The sequence below is a fragment of the Ruegeria sp. SAZD011 genome (assembly GCF_059612545.1).
Window position 1 is genome coordinate 146676 of sequence record NZ_JBXWQU010000009.1, and the last position, 18068, is coordinate 164743.

An 18068-nucleotide genomic window follows, 5' to 3' on the forward strand; every position below is an offset into this window, starting at 1 on the left:
GGTCAAATTCGCGGAAATGTCCCGCCCTGCGGCATTCCGCGCAACAAAATGTCGCCAAAACTGCTCGCAGCGACAGGTTTTCGACCCGATTGAGTGTTGACGCCCCCTGCCCTCGCCCATAATGTCCCCGCCAAGCATGAAGGAGCCGCTGGGAATGACCGCGCTAGTCGTAATCGTAGGAACAACGCGCATGGGCCGGTAACGGTAAGCCATAATCGAACCCATGCGCCTCCGAAAGTTCGGGGGCTTTTTTTATGCTGAAACGAGAAGACGCATGTCGCCAATGGAGCAAAGCAGATGACACGTGAGATGACCGGCGCAAAGATGGTGGTCCAGGCCCTCAAGGATCAGGGCGTGGACACGGTATTCGGCTATCCGGGCGGCGCCGTGCTGCCGATCTATGACGAGATCTTTCTGCAAAACGACATTCGCCACATTCTGGTGCGGCACGAACAGGGCGCGGTGCACGCGGCCGAGGGCTATGCCCGCTCGACCGGCAAGCCCGGCGTTGTGCTGGTGACCTCGGGTCCCGGCGCCACCAATGCGGTGACCGGTCTGACCGATGCGCTGCTCGACTCGATCCCGATCGTGGTCCTCACCGGGCAGGTGCCGACCTTCATGATCGGCTCGGACGCGTTCCAGGAGGCCGACACCGTTGGCATCACCCGCCCCTGCACCAAGCATAACTGGCTGGTCAAGGATACCGACAAGCTGGCCAAGACCATCCATGAAGGATTCCATGTGGCGACCTCGGGCCGGCCCGGCCCGGTCCTGATCGACATCCCAAAGGACGTTCAGTTCGCGACCGGCAAGTATCAGGGCCCCAAGGGGCTCGAGACCCATTACAACCCGCCGGTCAAGGGCGACATGGAAGAGATCACCGAACTGGTCGCGGCCATCGAAAAGGCCAAGCGCCCGGTGTTCTATACCGGTGGTGGCGTGATCAATTCCGGCGCCGCCGCCAGCCAGCTCTTGCGCGAGCTGGTGGATGCGACCGGCTTTCCCATCACCTCGACCCTGATGGGTCTGGGCGCCTATCCCGCCTCGGGCAAGAACTGGCTGGGCATGCTGGGCATGCACGGGCTTTACGAGGCGAACATGGCCATGCATGGCTGTGACCTGATGATCAATATCGGCGCCCGCTTCGACGACCGGATCACCGGCCGCATCGACGCGTTCAGCCCGAAATCGAAGAAGGCGCATATCGACATCGACCCCAGTTCGATCAACAAGGTGATCCGGGTCGATATCCCCATCGTCGGCGATGTGGGCCATGTGCTGGAAGACATCCTGAAGGTCTGGAAGGCGCGCGGGCGCAAGACCAATGCCGAGGCGGTGCAGAAATGGCAGGCCCAGATCACCGAATGGCGCAAGGTGAACTGCCTGACCTACAAGCCTTCGGAAAAGACCATCAAGCCGCAATACGCGATGGAGCGTCTGGAAGCGCTGACCAAGGGGCGTGACCGCTACGTGTGTACCGAAGTGGGCCAGCACCAGATGTGGGCGGCGCAATATCTGGGCTTTGAGGATCCGAACCGTTGGATGACCTCCGGTGGCCTGGGCACCATGGGTTACGGTACGCCGGCCTCGATCGGGGTGCAGATCGCGCATCCGGACGCGCTGGTGATCAACGTGGCGGGCGAGGCAAGCTGGCTGATGAACATGCAGGAGATGGGCACCGCCGTGCAGTACCGCCTGCCGGTCAAGCAATTCATTCTGAACAATGAACGCCTGGGCATGGTGCGCCAGTGGCAGGAGCTCTTGCATGGCGAGCGCTATTCGCAATCCTGGTCCGAAGCGCTGCCCGATTTCGTGAAACTGGCCGAGGCCTTTGGCGCCAAGGGCATCCTGTGCAAGGATCCCGCCGATCTGGATGACGCGATCATGGAGATGATCAACTATGATGGGCCGGTGATCTTCGATTGCCTTGTCGAAAAGCACGAGAACTGCTTCCCGATGATCCCCTCGGGCAAGGCCCATAACGAGATGCTGCTGGGCGATGCCGAGACCCAGGGCGTGATCCAGGCCGGCGGCGCGGTCCTCGTCTGACAAAATCCTGCGAATTTTGTCGGTCGCGCCCTGTGCGACCGGTACTCTCCACTCTGAAAGGGACGCATATGTCTGCCCTACACATCAAGAAAGGCTCCAGCAGCCATTCCGCCTATAACCTGCGCCCGACCTTCTCGGACGTGGCCGAACGGCACACCATCGCCCTTCTGGTCGAGAACGAGCCCGGTGTGCTGGCCCGCGTCATCGGCCTGTTCTCGGGACGCGGCTACAACATCGAAAGCCTGACCGTCGCCGAGGTGGATCACACCGGCCATCTGAGCCGTATCACCATCGTCACCACCGGCACGCCACAGGTGATCGAGCAGATCAAGGCGCAGCTGGGCCGGATCGTCTCGGTCCGCGACGTGCATGACCTGACGGTCGAGGGGCGCTCGGTCGAGCGCGAACTGGCGATGCTCAAGGTGGTGGGCAGCGGCGACAAGCGGGTCGAGGCACTGCGGCTGGCGGATATCTTCCGCGCCAACGTGGTCGACAGCACGCTCAACAGCTTCGTCTTTGAGATCACCGGTGCGCCGGACAAGATCGACGCCTTTGCCGATCTGATGCGGCCGCTGGGCCTGGCCGAGATCGCGCGCACGGGTGTCGCGGCGCTGTTGCGCGGCGACTGACAAAGCAGAGGTTCAGGCGCGGCAGACTTCGCCTTCGGCCTGTCTGCCGGGCTTGCGCCGCGCCTGGGCTGCAAACGGAATGACCTTTGCCGCGGCCCCATCCGCGACATCCCCACCCGTCGCGCCTGCATCGCGCAGCAGATCCTGCAAGCCGCGATAACTGCCCTGATCGACCAGCCGCGGATTGAAGGCCAGACGCTGCTTGCGTTCGGTCACCAGGTCGAACTGAACCCAGTCCCCCACATCGAGGCAGACCGATGCCTGAGCATCCGTTTTCCGATAGAACGCGAGGTCCCCGTGGTCCTCGCACCAGATGACCGCTTTCTGATCATCACTGTCGCTCCAGAGTACTACACCAAACATATCCCGTCCCAATGACTTGTTTTCTTTAGATTGAGCGAATTAACACGAGTCAAACATGGTAAAATGCGTGTCTGGCTATTGCTTTTTGTGTCTGGACCGGTAGCCTCCTGACACACTTTCGCGTCTATTTTGACGCTATATAGTATCAACTTGTGTATCGACCGAAGGGAGCAACCACTCAACCCTTCACGTTTCGGTCTAAATGAACAATTCTGTTTCGGGACCCTATGACAAAACCTACCAGGACACCGGCGGAACTCCGCAACATGTTCGGCGAAAACCTGCGCCGACTGTCCCGCCGTTACCCCTCAATCTCCGAACTTTCGCGCCAACTCGGCATCAACCGCACCCAGTTCAACCGATATCTGTCAGGAGAGAGCTTTCCCCGCCCCGACGTGCTGGATCGGATATGCAGCTTTTTCGATGTCGATGCGCGTATCCTGCTGGATCCGGTCGATGCCATACCGGTTTCGGATCAGATCCTGTCGGGGCCGGTGCTGTCCGAGTTCTTCGGGCCGGACGTGACCCGCCTTGACGAGGACGACTTTCCCAGTGGTTTCTACCGGTTCACGCGGCGTAGCTTCGTCAACGAAAACAAATTCGTGCTGGGGCTGGTCTATGTCTTTCGCGAGAACAACGCGACCTATATCCGCGGCTACGAGGCGCTTGAGGCGATGCGCCAACAGGATCTGCCCGACGACCCCCGCACCCGTGAATTCCGCGGTTATGTCACACGCGAGGATGACGGGGTGACACTGTTGATCTCGCGCCGCAACGCGATGACCTTCTCTTTCAACTATTTGTCGCGCGTGGCGTCTTTCGAAAACAATTTCTGGGTCGGTTACGTGTCGCGCTCGGTGCGCGAACCGGTGAGCGGCCATCGCATCACCCGACTGGTTTACGAACACCTGGGCCGAGACAAGGCAGCCATCTGGAAAACCGCGCGCCAGGCCGGCTTTGTGGACGCAGAACAACTCTTGCCCTTTCACCGGCGCCTGCTGCGCCCGGACGAAGCGTTCCGCTGAGGGTCGGCAGCCCCGCAATACGACTGCGGGCGGATCAGCCGCCACACCGCCAAAGCGTCAGGCCGCGGTATCGTCCCGCGTCACCTGACGGTAAAGGTGCCACGAGGCATGGCCCAACCAGGGCAGCACCAGAAACAGACCCAAAAATCCCGGCACCATGGCGACAAAGGTCATCACGGCCAGGATCCCGGCCCAGACAAGCATCACCACGGGATTGGATGAAACAAAGCCGAAACTGGCGATCATCGCCGTCACGAAATCCAGTTCCCGATCCAGCAGCATCGGGATCGACATCACCGTGATCATGTAGAGCAGCGTTGCAAATCCCGCGCCCACCACTGTGCCCACGGCCAGCATCATCAGCCCGTTGGGGCTGAGAAACACCTCCATCGAACTGGAGACATTGGTCATGGTCGTCAGGCCCAGAAAGAGGGCAAATATCATGTGACCGAGGAAGAACCAGAACAGAAAGACCAGCACCATGATGGCGCAGATCGAGGGCAGCTGGCGTCGGCTCTGCAAGATCACAACGCCGAATATCTCTCCGAAATCCAGCGGCTCGCCCTGTTCCAATCGGTGCGATACCTCATAGAGGCCAACGGCGGCAAAGGGGCCGAGCAACGGAAAACCGATCGCGGCCAACACCAGCCAGAAGGTGGTGCCGGTCCAGGCCGTCACCCAGGCCATCAAGAGACCCGACATCACATAAAAACCCGAAAACAGCAGCCCGAACAGCGGCGCCCGCAAGTAATCGCGCAGCCCGGCAGCCAGCGCATGGCGCAGCATGTCGAAGCTGGCCGGATGCATTGGCGGCACACCAAAAGGTTTCTCGATCATGCCTGCTCCTTCTCTGTTGTCTCGCGTCTACATGGCCGGGTGACGTTGCGGCCAGGTCGTGGCCTGGTGATAGGCCTCGCCCAGTGCCAGCAGTGCCGCATCGCCGCCGCGCGGGCCAAAGATTTGGAACCCCATGGGCACACCCTGGGGGCCGAACCCGGCCGGAACCGCTAGTGATGGCAGGCCGATCAGACCGATCGGTATCGTGACCTCCATCCAACGATGATAGGTATCCATGGTGCGGCCCGCGATTTCCTTCGGATACGGCACGTTCACGTCAAAGGGCCAGACCTGCGCCGAGGGCAAAACCAGTGCATCGAATTCATCGAAAAGCTCGACCGACCGCTTGTACCAGTTCGAGCGTTTGACACTGGCGCGGTGGACATCCATCGCCGAGAGGCCGAGTCCGCGTTCGATCTCCCAGATCGCGGTATCCTTCAGCGCCGACCGGTTCTGGCGCAGCAAGGGCTCCAACGAACCGGCCTTGCCCCAGGATCGCAGGTCGAGCCAGGCCTCCCAGATCGCCGCCGCGTCCATCGGGGCCGGAACCGGTTCGACTGCGGCACCAAGCGTCTCAAGCACACGCAACCCGCTTTCGCACAGTTCCAGAATCCCCGACTCCATCGCATAGGCGCCACCCCAGTCGCCCAGCCAGCCGATGCGGACACCCTTCAGATCCGCAGGGGACACCGGCGATGCCTTGGGGGCGTTCACCGACAAAGGCACGCGCGCATCCGCCCCGGCAATCACATCCAGCATGATCCCGATATCCGCCGGGCTGCGCCCCATCGGGCCCAGCGTGGCCAGTTGATGCAGGAACAATTCACGCTCCGGATCGAGGGGCACGGTGCCCCAGGTCGGACGGAAGCCGTACACGTTGTTCCAGGCCGCGGGATTGCGCAGCGACCCCATCTCGTCGGACCCATCCGCCAGGGCCGTCATGCCGGTGGCCAGCGCCACCGCCGCCCCGCCGGATGACCCTCCACAGGACAGGGCCGGCGCATAGGGGTTGCCCGTCGCGCCATAGACCGGGTTGAACGTATGCGATCCGATCCCGAACTCCGGCACGTTCGTCTTGCCGATCAGGATCGCGCCGGCCGCCCGCAGTCGCGACGGCAAGAGACTGTCCTTGTCCGGGACAAAATCCGCAAACAACGGCGAGCCCATGGTTGTCGGCACACCCGCAATGCTTTCCAGATCCTTGATCGCGATCGGCAGGCCGTGCAGCGCACCGCGCGCCTCGGGCGCCACCGCATCCGCCGCCCGTGCCTCGGCCATCAGTTCCTCTGCCGAACGCAGCGCCACGATGGCGTTCAGTTCGGGATTGACGGCGGTGATCCGCGCCAGCGTGGCCTCCATCACAGCCTCGGATGACAGCTGCCTGCTACGCAGCGCCCCTAGAATATCACTGGCAGAAGAACGGATCACATCCATGTGGCGGGGTCTCCCAAGGCTGGCTTCGACCTGAGCCTAGCGACGCCCGGATGGCATTTAAACCCACTGTTTGCATGTATCTTTTCTGCAAGCGCCCGCTTCCCGGCCTAGCCCCTCCCCTGGGATCGGCCCATGCGACGTGCCCATGTCTGCCGCATCGCGCGCGATCCTGACTGCAGGCGGCGGCCAGCAAGGCGAAATCACCGAACCCGCCAGCACCGTGCGCGCATGCCGCGCCCTTTACATGCGCCCCCGAAGGCAACCTGATCGAGCTGGAACAGGGCTGAACCCGCCCCTTCATTTCGCTGAAAATACTCCGGGGGAGCCTAAAAAATTCGTCGAATTTTTTAGGCGGGGGCAGCGCCCCCCTGCCCGGTCGGGCTCAGTCCTCGGCCTGCGCGTCGGCGCGACTCTTGCCCGAGACCTTCATCGCCAGCGTCGCGGCCATGAACCCGTCCAGGTCACCATCCAGCACGCCCTTGGTGTCGCTGGTCTCATGTCCGGTACGCAGATCCTTGACCATCTGATAGGGCTGCAACACGTAAGACCGGATCTGGTTGCCCCAGCCGGCATCGCCCTTTGCCTCATGCGCGGCGTTGATCTCTGCGTTGCGGCGGTCCAGCTCCTGCTGGTAAAGCCGCGATTTCAGCGCCTTCATGGCAATGTCGCGGTTCTGGTGCTGCGATTTCTCGGAACTCGTCACCACGATACCCGTGGGAATGTGGGTGATCCGCACCGCCGAGTCGGTGGTGTTGACGTGCTGCCCACCCGCGCCCGAGGACCGGTAGGTGTCGACGCGGATATCGCTGGGGTTCACCTCGATCTCGATGTTGTCGTCCACCACCGGGTAGACCCAGACCGAGCTGAAAGAGGTATGCCGCTTGGCCGCCGCGTCATAGGGCGAGATCCGAACCAGCCGATGCACGCCGCTTTCCGATTTCAGCCAGCCATAGGCGTTATGGCCGGAAATCTTGTAGGCCGCCGATTTGATCCCCGCCTCGTCACCCGCGCTTTCCGATTGCAGCTCGACCTTGTAGCCCTTCTTCTCGGCCCAGCGCACATACATCCGCGCCAGCATCGACGCCCAGTCGCAACTCTCGGTGCCGCCAGCGCCTGCGTTGATCTCGAGGAAGGTGTCGTTACCGTCCGCCTCGCCATCCAGCAGCGCTTCCAGCTCTTTCTCGGCGGCGCGCTCTCGCAGCGCCTTGAGCGCCGCCTCGGCATCCTTGACCACGTCCTGGTCGTCTTCCATCTCGCCCAGTTCGATCAGCTCGATATTGTCAGACAGATCGGTCTCGATCCCCTTGTAGGTCTCCAGCGCATCGACCAGCGTCTGACGCTCGCGCATCAGCTTCTGGGCGTTTTCCGGATTGTCCCAAAGGTTCGGATCCTCGACCCGCGCGTTGAACTCCTCAAGCCGGTGCTGCGCAGTCTCGTGATCCATCCGCTGTGCCAGCAGGCGCAGGGATTTCTCGATGTCGGTCACGATGTTCTGGATTTCGGCGCGCATGGGCTGTCCTGCTCTCGTTCTCTCGTGAAACAGCCTGATAAACCAGTGCCGGGGCGCGGGCAAGCGAGGCCCGATGTTTTTGCGGCCATCAGGGCCTTACCCCAGCGGCCGGCGCGTAACTGGCTCTGGATCGGTGGGCCGCCCCCCTTTGCAGGGCAGTGCGCGGCAGGGACAGCCCCCTCAGTAGAGCCCGCCCGAACTGACAGTGCCGAAATTGGCCTTGGGTCCCACAGTGGTGACCTCTCCAGTCGAGGTCCTGACCTGCTGGCCGGCCTGCTGCACCTCTTCGACCAGTGGCAGGTTCGACCCCATCGCAAAGCCGCCATCATAGGTCAGGCCAAAGATCGGCTCTTCGCCATCCCGGAAATACTCGGCCACCACATAGTCGCCCGACGCGTCGTCCGGAAGGCGGGCGCCGGAAAAGCGGTCGATCTTGATGAAATGGCCCCCCGGTGGAATGTCGAAGGGACCACCGCCGTATTTCTTGACCGCCTCGGTCATGAAGCTCTGGAACACCGGGCCGCACATGCCGCCGCCCGAGGCGCCTCGGCCCAAGGGGCGTGGGCGGTCATAACCGATATAGCAACCTGCCACGATGTTCGAGGTGAAGCCGATGAACCACACGTCCTTGGCGTCGTTGGTGGTGCCGGTCTTGCCCGCCGTGGGCACCGGCAGGTTCACGGCGCCGCTCGCAGTGCCGCGTTCAACCACGCCGCGCATCATCGAAGTCAGCTGATAGGCGGTGATCGCATCCATCACCCGCTCGCGGTTGGTCACGATGCGCGGTGCCTGATCCGGCGCCAGCCGGTCCGACAGGCAATCGACGCAGTCGCGCCTGTCGTGGCGATAGATGGTCTTTCCGAACCGGTCCTGAATCCGGTCGACCAGGGTCGGTTCCACCCGCTCGCCGCCATTGGCGAACATGGCATAGGCCGCCACCATCTTGTACAGAGTGGTCTCTTCCGACCCCAGCGCATTGGCCAGGAACGGCCCCATGTGGTCATAGACCCCGAACCGTTCGGCATAACCCGCCACCACCGGCATCGACACCTCTTGCGCCAGACGGATGGTCATCAGGTTCCGCGACCGTTCGATCCCGGTCCTGAGCGGCGTCGGGCCGTAGAACTTGTTGGACGCGTTTTTGGGCCGCCACAGGCCCTGCGGCGTATTCACCTCGATCGGCGCGTCGACCACGATGGTCGCCGGGCTATAGCCACTGTCCAGCGCGGCCGCATAGACAAAGGGCTTGAAGCTCGACCCGGGTTGACGCTGCGCCTGGGTGGCGCGATTGAACACCGAGTCCTGATAGCTGAACCCGCCCTGCATCGCGAGAACGCGACCGGTATTCACGTCCATCGCCATGAACCCGCCCTGCACCTCGGGTACCTGGCGCAGCGACCAGTCCTCGTCCGCCTTGCGCACCAGCACCACGTCGCCCAATGCGAAATTGTCCTTGAAGCTGCCCTTCATCCACTTGATGTCGGCGCGCGGCACGCGTCCCCTGGCCGGGCCATCCTCGACCCCGACGGTCAGCTCCTGGTCGCCAACGCCCAGCACCACCGCCGGATGCCAGCGCCCGCCCAGATCCACATCGCGCGGCACCTCGGTTGCTGCCAGTTCTGCCCGCCAGACATCCTCATCCCCCAGCTTGGCCGGTTCGATGGTCTTTCCGGTGCCGTGCCATTTGCCGCGGCCACGGTCGTATTTCTGCAAGGCCTCGCGCAGCGCGCGTGCGGCCTCGACCTGCATCTCCTCGTCGATCGAGGCGCGCACGGTGAAGCCGCCGGTAAAGAACTCACCCTCGCCGAAATCCTCGCTCAGCTGGCGCCGGATCTCGTCGGTGAAATAATCACGCGGCGGCAACGCGGTACGGAAGCCTTCGAAATCGCCGTTCTGCACCGAGCGCAGCGGCATCGCGCGCTCGTTCTCATAGGTGGCCTTGTCGATATAGCCATTCTCGCGCATCTCGCGCAGCACATAGTTGCGACGGTCCAGCAGCCGCTGATATTCGCGGACCGGGTGATAATCCGACGGTGCCTTGGGCATGGCGGCCAGCGTCGCGGCCTCATGCGGGGCCAGTTCGGCAAGTGTCTTGTTGAAATAGGTCTGCGCGGCGGCCGTTACGCCATACGAGTTCTGGCCGAGGAAGATCTCGTTCATGTAGAGTTCGAGAATCTGTTCCTTGTTCAGCGTCTGCTCCAGCCTTGCGGCCAGGATGATCTCCTTGATCTTGCGCTCTGCCCGACGATCCCCGGACAAGAGGAAGTTCTTCATCACCTGCTGGGTGATCGTCGAGGCGCCGCGCACATTGCTGCCGCGCGAGCGGATCGCCTCGACCCCGGCGGCAGCGATGCCGCGGATGTCATAACCTTGGTGGGTATAGAAATTCTTGTCCTCGGCCGAGATGAAGGCCTGTTTGACCAGGTCGGGGATCTCGTCCGCCGGGGTGAACAGACGCCGCTCCTTGGCAAACTCGTCGATCAGTTGACCCTCGCCCGAATAGATCCGGCTGATCGTGGGGGGCTTGTACTGGGCCAGCGATTCGTGGCTGGGCAGGTCGCGCCCATACATCCAGAACACGCCTCCGATGGTCAGGGCGACCATGAAGACACCCAGGGTGACGAGGCTGAAGATCGCCCCGAAGAAGGAGAGGATGAACCGGATCACGTACGCTGCCTTTGTTTCGCGGTGGCTTCTATATAGGCACCTTGTGCGCCCTGGTCAAAACGCCCGGCGCCAATTTGCCGCCGCGTATCGCTTTCTTCTGTTGAAAAATACCTCGGGGTCCGGGGCAGCGCCCCGGTTCCGCCCGACAGGCCCGCGCTATTGCCGGACCAAGCCGCGCCGTTCCAGATCCGCCTGATGCCAGTTCGCCAGCCCGTTGCGGATGCCCGCAGCGATCGACGCGCGCCATTCCGCGTCCTGAAGGTTCTTCAGGTCGCGCGGGCTGGACAGAAAACCGATCTCGATCAGGACCGAGGGGATATCGGCGGCCTTCAGCACCGAAAACGACGCCCCGCGCAGGGGGCGGCGGTTCATCGGCCCGCCCTGCTGGGTCATGCCATCGACCAGCGCGCGTGCCAGCGCCTCGGTGCGCGGGCGGGTCTCCTGCCGCGCCAGGTCCAGCAGCACATCGGTCACCCGGTCGTCGGTGGCGCTCAGATCGGCGCCCGCCAGCAGGTCGTCGCGGTCATGCCGCTCGGCCAGCTTGGCCGATGCGATGTCCGAGGCCTCTTCGGCCAGCACATGCACGGTGGCGCCATGGGCCAACCCCTCGCTCAGCGAATCCGCGTGCAACGAGATGAACACATCCGCCCCCGCCTCATGGGCCAGCGCGATGCGCCGTTCCAGCGACACGAAATGATCGCCGTCGCGGGTCAGAACCACCTCGAACCCGCCCGAGCGCAGCAGCACCTCGCGCAGCTCGCGGGCAAAGCGCAGCATCAGGTGTTTCTCCACCACGCCCTCGGTTTCGGCGCCCGGGTCGATGCCGCCATGGCCGGGATCGAGCACCACCCGCAGCGGCGCGTCCGCGCCGCGCTCGGGCAGCGCCGGCAGAGCCTCGGGCGCGGGCAGGTCCCAGCGCGGGTCTTGCGGCGCCCCCGCGGCGGCGGCAAAGCTTTCCTCGTCCGAGGCGCGCAGGGCCACCTCCAGCCGGGCGCTGCCGGTTCCTTCGTCCACCTGCATCGCCACCAGATCGACGGCCAGCGGAGCGGCCAGTTCCAGCACCATGCGCGACCAGCCCGGAAGATAGGTGCCGAAATGCACCGCCAGCACCTTGTCGCTCTGGTCCATCGCCTCGGCGCGCAGCCCGGTCCAGTCCACTTCCTGGAAATCCAGTACCAACCGCCGCGGCGCGTCCAAAGTGAACAGCCGATAGGGCACCCCTTGGCTCAGCCCCAGCTCGATCCGCAGCCCGCCGCGCGGCAGCGTCTCGATGCGGCTTTCGTCGGGCCGGATCCGGGCCAGGCCGCTGAAATCCTGCGCCAGCGCCGGCAGCGCCGCCCAGATCAGCGCGATGAAAAGGATAATCCTGCTCATGTCCCTGCTTTCTCTCGCCGGTATCCCACAAGATACCGCGACGGACCGATGCCGCAAACCATCATCCGCGTGCCTTCATGAAGGCTTCGAGCCGGTCCAGCCCTTCCTCGATATCCGCCGTGGCGCGCGCATAGGAAAAGCGCAGCGTACCGGCCCCGCGCACCGGGTCGAAATCCAGCCCCGGCGTCACCGCCACGCCCGCCTGTTCCAGGATCTCGGCGGCAAAGGCGCGGCTGTCATCGGTCAGGTCGGACACGTCGGCATAGACATAAAACGCCCCGTCGGGTGGCGCGATGCGGGTGAACCCGGCCTTGGGCAACCGCTCCAGCATTAGCTTGCGGTTTGCCTTGTAAACATCCAGATTTGCTTGCAATTCCGCGTCGCAATCCAGCGCCGCAAGGGCCGCGACCTGGCTGGCATGGGGGGCGCAGATGAACATGTTCTGCGCGATCCGTTCCACCACGCGCACCTGATCCTCGGGCACCACCATCCAGCCCACGCGCCAGCCGGTCATCGAGAAATACTTCGAGAACGAGTTGATCACGTAGCACTCGTCGGTCAGCTCCAGCGCGGTTACCGCCTTGGCCTCGTATTCGATGCCATGGTAAATCTCGTCGCTGATGAAACTTGCACCCTGCGCCTGCGCCGCCTCGATCAGGGCGCCCATGGCGGCATGGTCCAGCATGGTGCCGGTCGGGTTGGCTGGCGAGGCGACCATCAGCCCGGCCAGATCGAGCCCGGCAAAATCCGCGGGCACCGGTTGCAGCCGGTTTTCCGGCGCGGTGGGCAGATCGACCGGCACCAGCCCCAGCGCCCGCAGGATCTGGCGGTACGAGGGATATCCCGGCGCGCCGATCCCCACCCGGTCGCCGCTGTCGAAGAGCGCGGTAAAGGCCAGCAGGAATCCGCCGGAGGATCCGGGCGTAATCACCACCCTTTCGGGGTTCAGATCGACCCCGTACCACTCGCCGTAAAGCCGCGCGATGCGCTGGCGCAGTGCCGGCAGGCCCAGCGCCACGGTATAACCCAAAGCGTCTGTTTCCAACGACTTGGCTAATGCCTCTACCGCCCCCTTGGGGGCGCCGGTACCGGGTTGACCCACCTCCATGTGGATGATGCGGCGCCCGGCCTCCTCAGAGCGGCGGGCGGCCTCCATCACATCCATCACGATAAAGGGATCGACGGCGGATCGGCTTGAGTTTCTCACGGCATTCTCCCAATGTGCGGCCATGGCTTTTGACCGCGTATCCCGGCTGGCGTCAATCCCGGCCCTGTTGCTGGTTGCTCTGTTGTGGCTGGTCACGGCAGGCAGCGCCTCGGCCATCACCTTGCTGCGCGACCCTGATATCGAAAACGGGCTCGAGGAGCTGGCCTTTCCCATCCTGCGCGCCGCCGGGCTGAACCCGCGCCGGGTCAAGCTGTTGGTGGTGGATGACAGCTCGCTCAACGCTTTTGTGCTGGATCACAATGCCATCTTCATCCATTCCGGCCTGATCCAGAAGGTCGCCCGCGCCGATATCCTGCAAGCGGTGATCGCGCACGAGGCGGCCCATATCGCCAATGGCCATATTGCCCGGCGGATCGGCAATTTCGAAAACGCGCAGACCCTGTCGAAGCTGGGTCTTGCCCTGTCGCTGATCGCGGCGGCGGCGGGCGGCGGCGAGGCTGCTGCCGGGATCGCGGCGGGATCGCAAAGCTCGGCCCTGCGCGGGTTTCTGAAACATACTCGGGCCGAAGAGTCGGCGGCCGACAATTCCGCTGCCAGCTATCTGCGCTGGTCCGATATCTCGCTGCGCGGGTTGGTCGACCTGCACCGCACCTTTGCCGGGCAGGAATTGCTGAGCGTCGGGCGGCAGGACCCCTATATGCAGTCCCACCCGCTGACCCGCGACCGCATCCGCAACGCCGAGGCGTTTTTGCAATCCTATGGCGACAAGGCGCCCGACAATCCCAATGCCGAATACTGGTTCGCGCGCGTGCGCGGCAAGTTGTCGGCCTTTTCCCGCAGTTCGAAATGGACATTGGGCCGCGCCGCCGAGGAACCGCATCGCGACATCCGCCTGATGCGCGAGGCGATTGCCTGGCACCGCGACCGCAACCTGTCCCGCGCCCGCGCCGCCATCGACGGTGCCATCGCGCTGCGCCCCGAGGACCCATACTATTTGGAACTCAAGGGCCAGATCCTGATGGAGCACCGACAGACCCAATCCGCCGTCGCCACCTATGAACAGGCGGTGGACCTCGCCCCCAACAACGCGCTGATCCTGGCGGGGTATGGCCGCGCGCTGCTGAGCGCCGGACAGGACCGCGCCGCGCTTGAAGTGCTGGAACGCGCCCGCGCCCGCGAGTACCGCGACCTGCGCATGTTGCGCGATCTGGCCGTTGCCTATGCCAAGCTTGGCAATGACGGCATGGCCTCGATGGTGACTGCCGAACGCTATGCGCTTCAGGGCCGCCCCGAAGACGCTCTTATTCACGCCAAACGCGCCGTTGGCGCCCTGCCCACCGGATCTCCCGGTTGGCAACGGGCGCAGGATGTGCTGTTGGCATCGGAACGCTCAGTAAAAAGGAAATGATGATGCTCCGCCATATCGCCCCGGCCGTGACGGCCCTGTCGCTTCTCTCGGTCCCGGCCCAGGCGCTGGACCTGTCCGACATGACCCCCGACCAGCGCGCCGCCTTTGGCGAGCAGGTGCGCGCCTATCTGCTGGAAAACCCCGAGGTGATCATCGAGGCGGTCAACCTGCTGGAACAGCGCAAAGCGCAGGAAGAGGCGCAGCAGGATCTGCACCTGGTGCAGGTCAATGCCGAAGAGCTGTTCAATGACGGCTATTCCTGGGTCGGCGGCAACCCCGAGGGCGACATCACCCTGGTCGAGTTCATGGATTACCGCTGCGGCTATTGCCGCCGCGCCGTACCCGAGGTGGCCGAACTGTTGCAATCGGACGGCAATATCCGCCTGATCATCAAGGAATTCCCGATCCTGGGCGAGGCGTCGCTGGCCTCGTCCCGCTTTGCCGTGGCCACCCTGATCGTAGCGGGGCCGGATGCCTATAAACAGGTGCATGACGCGCTGCTCGACTTTACCGGCGAGGCCGACGCCGTCGCATTGCGCCGTATCGGCGAGGGGCTGGGGCTCGATACCGACGCCATCCTGGCCGAGATGGAAAGCGAAGAAGTCACCCGCCGCCTGGCCGAAACAAGGGCGCTGGCGCAGCGACTGAACATTTCCGGCACGCCCTCCTTTGTGATGGAAACCGAGATGCTGCGCGGCTATCTGCCCGCAGACCAGATGCAGCAGGTCGCAGACGCGTTGCGCGCTGAACGCAGTTGATCTGATGGCGCCGGCCAGGGCCGGCGCCGCTGCCCCGAAAATGCCCAGATTTTCGTGATGGGCATCACCGGGTTGTTAACCTTTTTGCGGTTAGGCTCGGGACATGGATATGATTACCCTTGCCCCCCTTGCGGGCCTGTTGCCCGCCGTCGGATTCTTTGCGCTCTGGTATCTTACCGCGCGCAGGCTGCGCCTGTCGCAGTTCCATGTCCGGCAGCAGACGGACCGGATACAGGACCTGCGCCGCACGCTTGAGGGACTGGATCTGGAACTGTCGATGAAGGAAGCCCGGATCGCGCGGCTGTCGCGCGATCTGACCCAGTCGCGCAGCCGGCCCGGCGCCCCGATGGCCCGCGCCGGATAAGCGACCCCTACTCCGCCGCTTCGGCGGCGGAGGCGGCCTCGAGCGCGGCGGCCTTTTTCTCGACCTCTTCGACGATATGATCGATCATGCGCTCGTTGGACATCTTGTGGCTGGCCTTGCCCGCCAGATAGACCATGCCCGACCCGGCGCCGCCGCCCGTGAAACCCACATCGGTCATCAGCGCCTCACCCGGACCGTTCACCACGCAGCCGATGATCGACAGGCTCATCGGCGTCTTGATGTGCTCCAGCCGCTTCTCCAGCGCCTCGACCGTCTTGATCACGTCAAACCCCTGCCGCGCGCAGCTGGGACACGAGATGATGTTGACACCGCGATGGCGCAGACCCAGGGATTTCAGGATCTCGTATCCGACCTTGACCTCTTCGACCGGATCGGCGCTCAGGCTGACGCGGATTGTGTCACCGATCCCCATCCACAGCAGGTTCCCCAGACCGATGGCCGATTTGATGGTGCCGCTGACCAGCCCGCCCGCCTCGGTGATACCAAGGTGAATGGGTGCGTCGGTGGCCTCGGCAATGCCCTGATAGGCGGCGGCCGACAGGAACACGTCGCTGGCCTTCACGCTGATCTTGTACTCGTGGAAATCATTGTCTTGCAGGATGCGGATATGCTCCAGCCCGCTTTCGACCATCGCTTCGGGACACGGTTCGCCGTATTTCTCCAGCAGGTGCTTTTCCAGGCTTCCGGCATTCACCCCGATCCGGATCGAACAGCCGTGATCGCGCGCCGCCTTGATCACCTCGCGCACCCGGTCCGGGCTGCCGATATTGCCGGGGTTGATGCGCAGGCAGGCCGCGCCCGCCTCGGCCGCCTCGATTCCCCGGCGATAGTGGAAATGGATATCGGCCACGATCGGCACCGGGCTTTCGCGCACGATCTCGCGCAGGGCCCGCGCGCTGGCCTCGTTCGGGACCGAGACCCGCACGATATCCGCTCCCGCCTCGGCCGCTGCCTGCACCTGGGCCACGGTGGCGGCCACATCGGTGGTCAGCGTGTTGGTCATGGTCTGGACCGAGATCGGGGCATCGCCGCCCACAGGCACGTTGCCCACCATGATCTGGCGCGATTTGCGGCGATAGACATTGCGCCAGGGGCGCACGGGATTGTGGGACATGGGGGCCGGCCCTCTACATCGGAACGCGTTGGCCCCTAGATAGGCCCCCACACCGGTGGCGGCAATGGCGGATCAGTCGTTAGCGACCTGTTGCGGCTGGGTACTCTGGGCCTCGGCCACCAGCAACTGGCGCAGGGCGTTGTTCTGATCGGACTCCAGATCGGCGACCTGGAACCGCTCGCCCACCGCATCCATCGACAGGACCACGTTGCGGGTGACGGTGCCACGTGCTCCGATCGGACCGTAATGCGCGCCATTCATGCTGAAATAGACACCACCGGATTCGCCCACCAGAAGTTTCGGCGGCTCTTCGGTCAGCGGCACCTCATAGACATTACCCTGTTCGACGGTGCCCAGCGTACCCTCGAAGATCACGCTGCCATCGGCGGCGGTAACCCGCATCCAGGCGGGGCTGACGGCGACGAGTTTCAGCGTTGGCTCAAGATCTTCGACAACCTGAGGCAACAGCGCCTCGACCGCCCGCTGGGTCTCGCTCAGCTGCACATCGGGCAGTTCGGGGGTCTGGAAATTACCCACGGTGCGCGGGTCCAACGTGGCGATGGGGGCATCGCGCGCCACCAGCACCGGAACATCCAGCGCCTGCGGACGATAGAGCCGGTCCAGCGCCTCGACCGAGGGCGAGGCCATCGCGGTTTCCAGCGTGTCGCCGGCGCCGTTCAGCGGATCGAGGTCCGACAGCACCAGCGGCGCCTGTTCGACCGGCGCCACCTGCACCTGCTGCACCTCTTTCAGAACCGACCAGCCGCCATAGCCGATGCCGCCGATCAGGGCCACCAGAACGAGAACGGAACCAACGGCCCGCGGCTCGATCTGCGACAGGAGCGAATCGCGGCCTGGCGCAAAAGGCGTGTTGGGTGCGATGAACGGATCGCTGGCCGCCGGGCGGCGCTGCGGAGGGGTACCGGGCTTTTTGACGCTAGAGGCCTGCGCGGACATGCCATGCGCCACCTCGAACCCGCTTTCGGCGCAGAACTTGGTGAAACAGTCATCGGGGTCCATGCCCAGATAACGGGCATAGGAGCGCACGTAACCGGCGATGAAGCCCGGTGTATCAAAGGCGGAGGGATCACAATTCTCGATGGCGGCGATATAGTTGGCCTTGATCCGCAACTCGCGCTGCACATCCAGCAACGACTTGCCCATGGTGGCGCGTTCGCCCCGCATGACATCGCCCAGACGCAACTCGAAATCGTCGAAGCCGCGCGGCTTCTCCTCTTCTACGTCTGCCGACTTGCGCTGAGACCTGCGCCCGATCATCCCTGCCGCCCCAAGTTGGCTGTCAGATATACCTGACAGCGCCGGGAATCGTCCCCATAACGATTCGTC

General features: G+C 63.8%; 15 protein-coding genes. 6 read left to right on the forward strand and 9 right to left on the reverse strand.

Annotated elements, in window-relative coordinates; all coding sequences use genetic code 11:
* Positions 1 to 297: 297 nt before the first annotated feature.
* On the forward strand, positions 298 to 2049 hold the full coding sequence (locus tag AC2FLM_RS01960) for an acetolactate synthase 3 large subunit (protein WP_496855146.1): 1752 nt from the start codon (positions 298 to 300) through the stop codon (positions 2047 to 2049).
* Between the two features lie 68 nt (positions 2050 to 2117).
* Positions 2118 to 2678 carry an acetolactate synthase small subunit gene (gene ilvN, locus AC2FLM_RS01965; protein WP_234145425.1) on the forward strand — a complete coding sequence of 187 codons (561 nt, stop codon included), beginning with the start codon at positions 2118 to 2120 and terminating at the stop codon, positions 2676 to 2678.
* Positions 2679 to 2690: 12 nt separating this feature from the next.
* Here the strand turns inward: ilvN and AC2FLM_RS01970 are convergent, their stop codons facing one another.
* Positions 2691 to 3041, reverse strand: a complete 351-nt coding sequence (locus AC2FLM_RS01970; protein WP_496855148.1) for a hypothetical protein — start codon at positions 3039 to 3041, stop codon at positions 2691 to 2693.
* 227 nt (positions 3042 to 3268) lie between these two features.
* On the opposite strand from AC2FLM_RS01970, the gene AC2FLM_RS01975 reads away from it, so the two are divergent.
* Positions 3269 to 4066, forward strand: a complete 798-nt coding sequence (locus AC2FLM_RS01975) for a helix-turn-helix domain-containing protein (RefSeq protein WP_430539494.1) — start codon at positions 3269 to 3271, stop codon at positions 4064 to 4066.
* Between the two features lie 57 nt (positions 4067 to 4123).
* Here the strand turns inward: AC2FLM_RS01975 and AC2FLM_RS01980 are convergent, their stop codons facing one another.
* The 6 genes from AC2FLM_RS01980 to AC2FLM_RS02005 form a co-directional block, all read right to left on the reverse strand.
* A complete protein-coding gene (locus tag AC2FLM_RS01980) occupies positions 4124 to 4903 on the reverse strand; it encodes a DUF2189 domain-containing protein (RefSeq protein WP_496855151.1) in 780 nt (259 codons plus the stop codon).
* 27 nt (positions 4904 to 4930) lie between these two features.
* Entirely contained in the window at positions 4931 to 6337 is a 1407-nt protein-coding gene (locus AC2FLM_RS01985) for an amidase (RefSeq protein ID WP_496855153.1), read from the reverse strand.
* 382 nt (positions 6338 to 6719) lie between these two features.
* The gene (gene prfB / locus AC2FLM_RS01990; RefSeq protein WP_496855155.1) at positions 6720 to 7847 is read right to left on the reverse strand and encodes a peptide chain release factor 2; all 1128 of its coding nucleotides are present in this window, start codon (positions 7845 to 7847) and stop codon (positions 6720 to 6722) included.
* Between the two features lie 180 nt (positions 7848 to 8027).
* The gene (locus AC2FLM_RS01995) at positions 8028 to 10514 is read right to left on the reverse strand and encodes a penicillin-binding protein 1A (RefSeq protein ID WP_496855157.1); all 2487 of its coding nucleotides are present in this window, start codon (positions 10512 to 10514) and stop codon (positions 8028 to 8030) included.
* Between the two features lie 156 nt (positions 10515 to 10670).
* Complete coding sequence (locus AC2FLM_RS02000) at positions 10671 to 11888, reverse strand: N-acetylmuramoyl-L-alanine amidase (RefSeq protein WP_234218404.1); 1218 nt, start codon at positions 11886 to 11888, stop codon at positions 10671 to 10673.
* A gap of 61 nt (positions 11889 to 11949) precedes the next feature.
* Entirely contained in the window at positions 11950 to 13095 is a 1146-nt protein-coding gene (locus tag AC2FLM_RS02005) for a pyridoxal phosphate-dependent aminotransferase (protein ID WP_496855160.1), read from the reverse strand.
* A 22-nt stretch (positions 13096 to 13117) separates the two neighbouring features.
* On the opposite strand from AC2FLM_RS02005, the gene AC2FLM_RS02010 reads away from it, so the two are divergent.
* The 3 genes from AC2FLM_RS02010 (at position 13118) to AC2FLM_RS02020 (ending at position 15586) form a co-directional block, all read left to right on the forward strand.
* The gene (locus AC2FLM_RS02010; RefSeq protein WP_496855162.1) at positions 13118 to 14464 is read left to right on the forward strand and encodes a M48 family metalloprotease; all 1347 of its coding nucleotides are present in this window, start codon (positions 13118 to 13120) and stop codon (positions 14462 to 14464) included.
* Complete coding sequence (locus tag AC2FLM_RS02015; protein ID WP_234137008.1) at positions 14464 to 15222, forward strand: DsbA family protein; 759 nt, start codon at positions 14464 to 14466, stop codon at positions 15220 to 15222. The genes AC2FLM_RS02010 and AC2FLM_RS02015 overlap by 1 nt, the downstream gene beginning before the upstream one ends.
* A 103-nt stretch (positions 15223 to 15325) precedes the next feature.
* Positions 15326 to 15586: a hypothetical protein gene (locus AC2FLM_RS02020; protein WP_496855164.1), complete on the forward strand. Its 261-nt coding sequence runs from the start codon at positions 15326 to 15328 to the stop codon at positions 15584 to 15586.
* Between the two features lie 7 nt (positions 15587 to 15593).
* On the opposite strand, the gene ispG is transcribed toward AC2FLM_RS02020, so the two are convergent.
* Both ispG and AC2FLM_RS02030 read right to left on the reverse strand, forming a co-directional pair.
* Positions 15594 to 16721, reverse strand: coding sequence for a flavodoxin-dependent (E)-4-hydroxy-3-methylbut-2-enyl-diphosphate synthase (ispG, locus tag AC2FLM_RS02025; protein ID WP_496855166.1), 1128 nt, complete (start codon positions 16719 to 16721; stop codon positions 15594 to 15596).
* Positions 16722 to 16793: 72 nt separating this feature from the next.
* Complete coding sequence (locus AC2FLM_RS02030) at positions 16794 to 17999, reverse strand: helix-turn-helix domain-containing protein (RefSeq protein ID WP_496855168.1); 1206 nt, start codon at positions 17997 to 17999, stop codon at positions 16794 to 16796.
* Positions 18000 to 18068: the final 69 nt, after the last annotated feature.

Bases quoted from the DNA above. Each gene is read 5' to 3' on its own strand.
- ispG (WP_496855166.1), bottom strand. From the start codon at position 16,721: ATGTCCCACAATCCCGTGCGCCCCTGGCGCAATGTCTATCGCCGCAAA.
- AC2FLM_RS02010 (WP_496855162.1), top strand. From the start codon at position 13,118: ATGGCTTTTGACCGCGTATCCCGGCTGGCGTCAATCCCGGCCCTGTTG.
- AC2FLM_RS02030 (WP_496855168.1), bottom strand. From the start codon at position 17,999: ATGATCGGGCGCAGGTCTCAGCGCAAGTCGGCAGACGTAGAAGAGGAG.
- AC2FLM_RS02015 (WP_234137008.1), top strand. From the start codon at position 14,464: ATGATGCTCCGCCATATCGCCCCGGCCGTGACGGCCCTGTCGCTTCTC.
- AC2FLM_RS01985 (WP_496855153.1), bottom strand. From the start codon at position 6,337: ATGGATGTGATCCGTTCTTCTGCCAGTGATATTCTAGGGGCGCTGCGT.
- AC2FLM_RS01970 (WP_496855148.1), bottom strand. From the start codon at position 3,041: ATGTTTGGTGTAGTACTCTGGAGCGACAGTGATGATCAGAAAGCGGTC.
- AC2FLM_RS01960 (WP_496855146.1), top strand. From the start codon at position 298: ATGACACGTGAGATGACCGGCGCAAAGATGGTGGTCCAGGCCCTCAAG.
- ilvN (WP_234145425.1), top strand. From the start codon at position 2,118: ATGTCTGCCCTACACATCAAGAAAGGCTCCAGCAGCCATTCCGCCTAT.
- prfB (WP_496855155.1), bottom strand. From the start codon at position 7,847: ATGCGCGCCGAAATCCAGAACATCGTGACCGACATCGAGAAATCCCTG.
- AC2FLM_RS02020 (WP_496855164.1), top strand. From the start codon at position 15,326: ATGGATATGATTACCCTTGCCCCCCTTGCGGGCCTGTTGCCCGCCGTC.
- AC2FLM_RS01975 (WP_430539494.1), top strand. From the start codon at position 3,269: ATGACAAAACCTACCAGGACACCGGCGGAACTCCGCAACATGTTCGGC.
- AC2FLM_RS01980 (WP_496855151.1), bottom strand. From the start codon at position 4,903: ATGATCGAGAAACCTTTTGGTGTGCCGCCAATGCATCCGGCCAGCTTC.
- AC2FLM_RS02000 (WP_234218404.1), bottom strand. From the start codon at position 11,888: ATGAGCAGGATTATCCTTTTCATCGCGCTGATCTGGGCGGCGCTGCCG.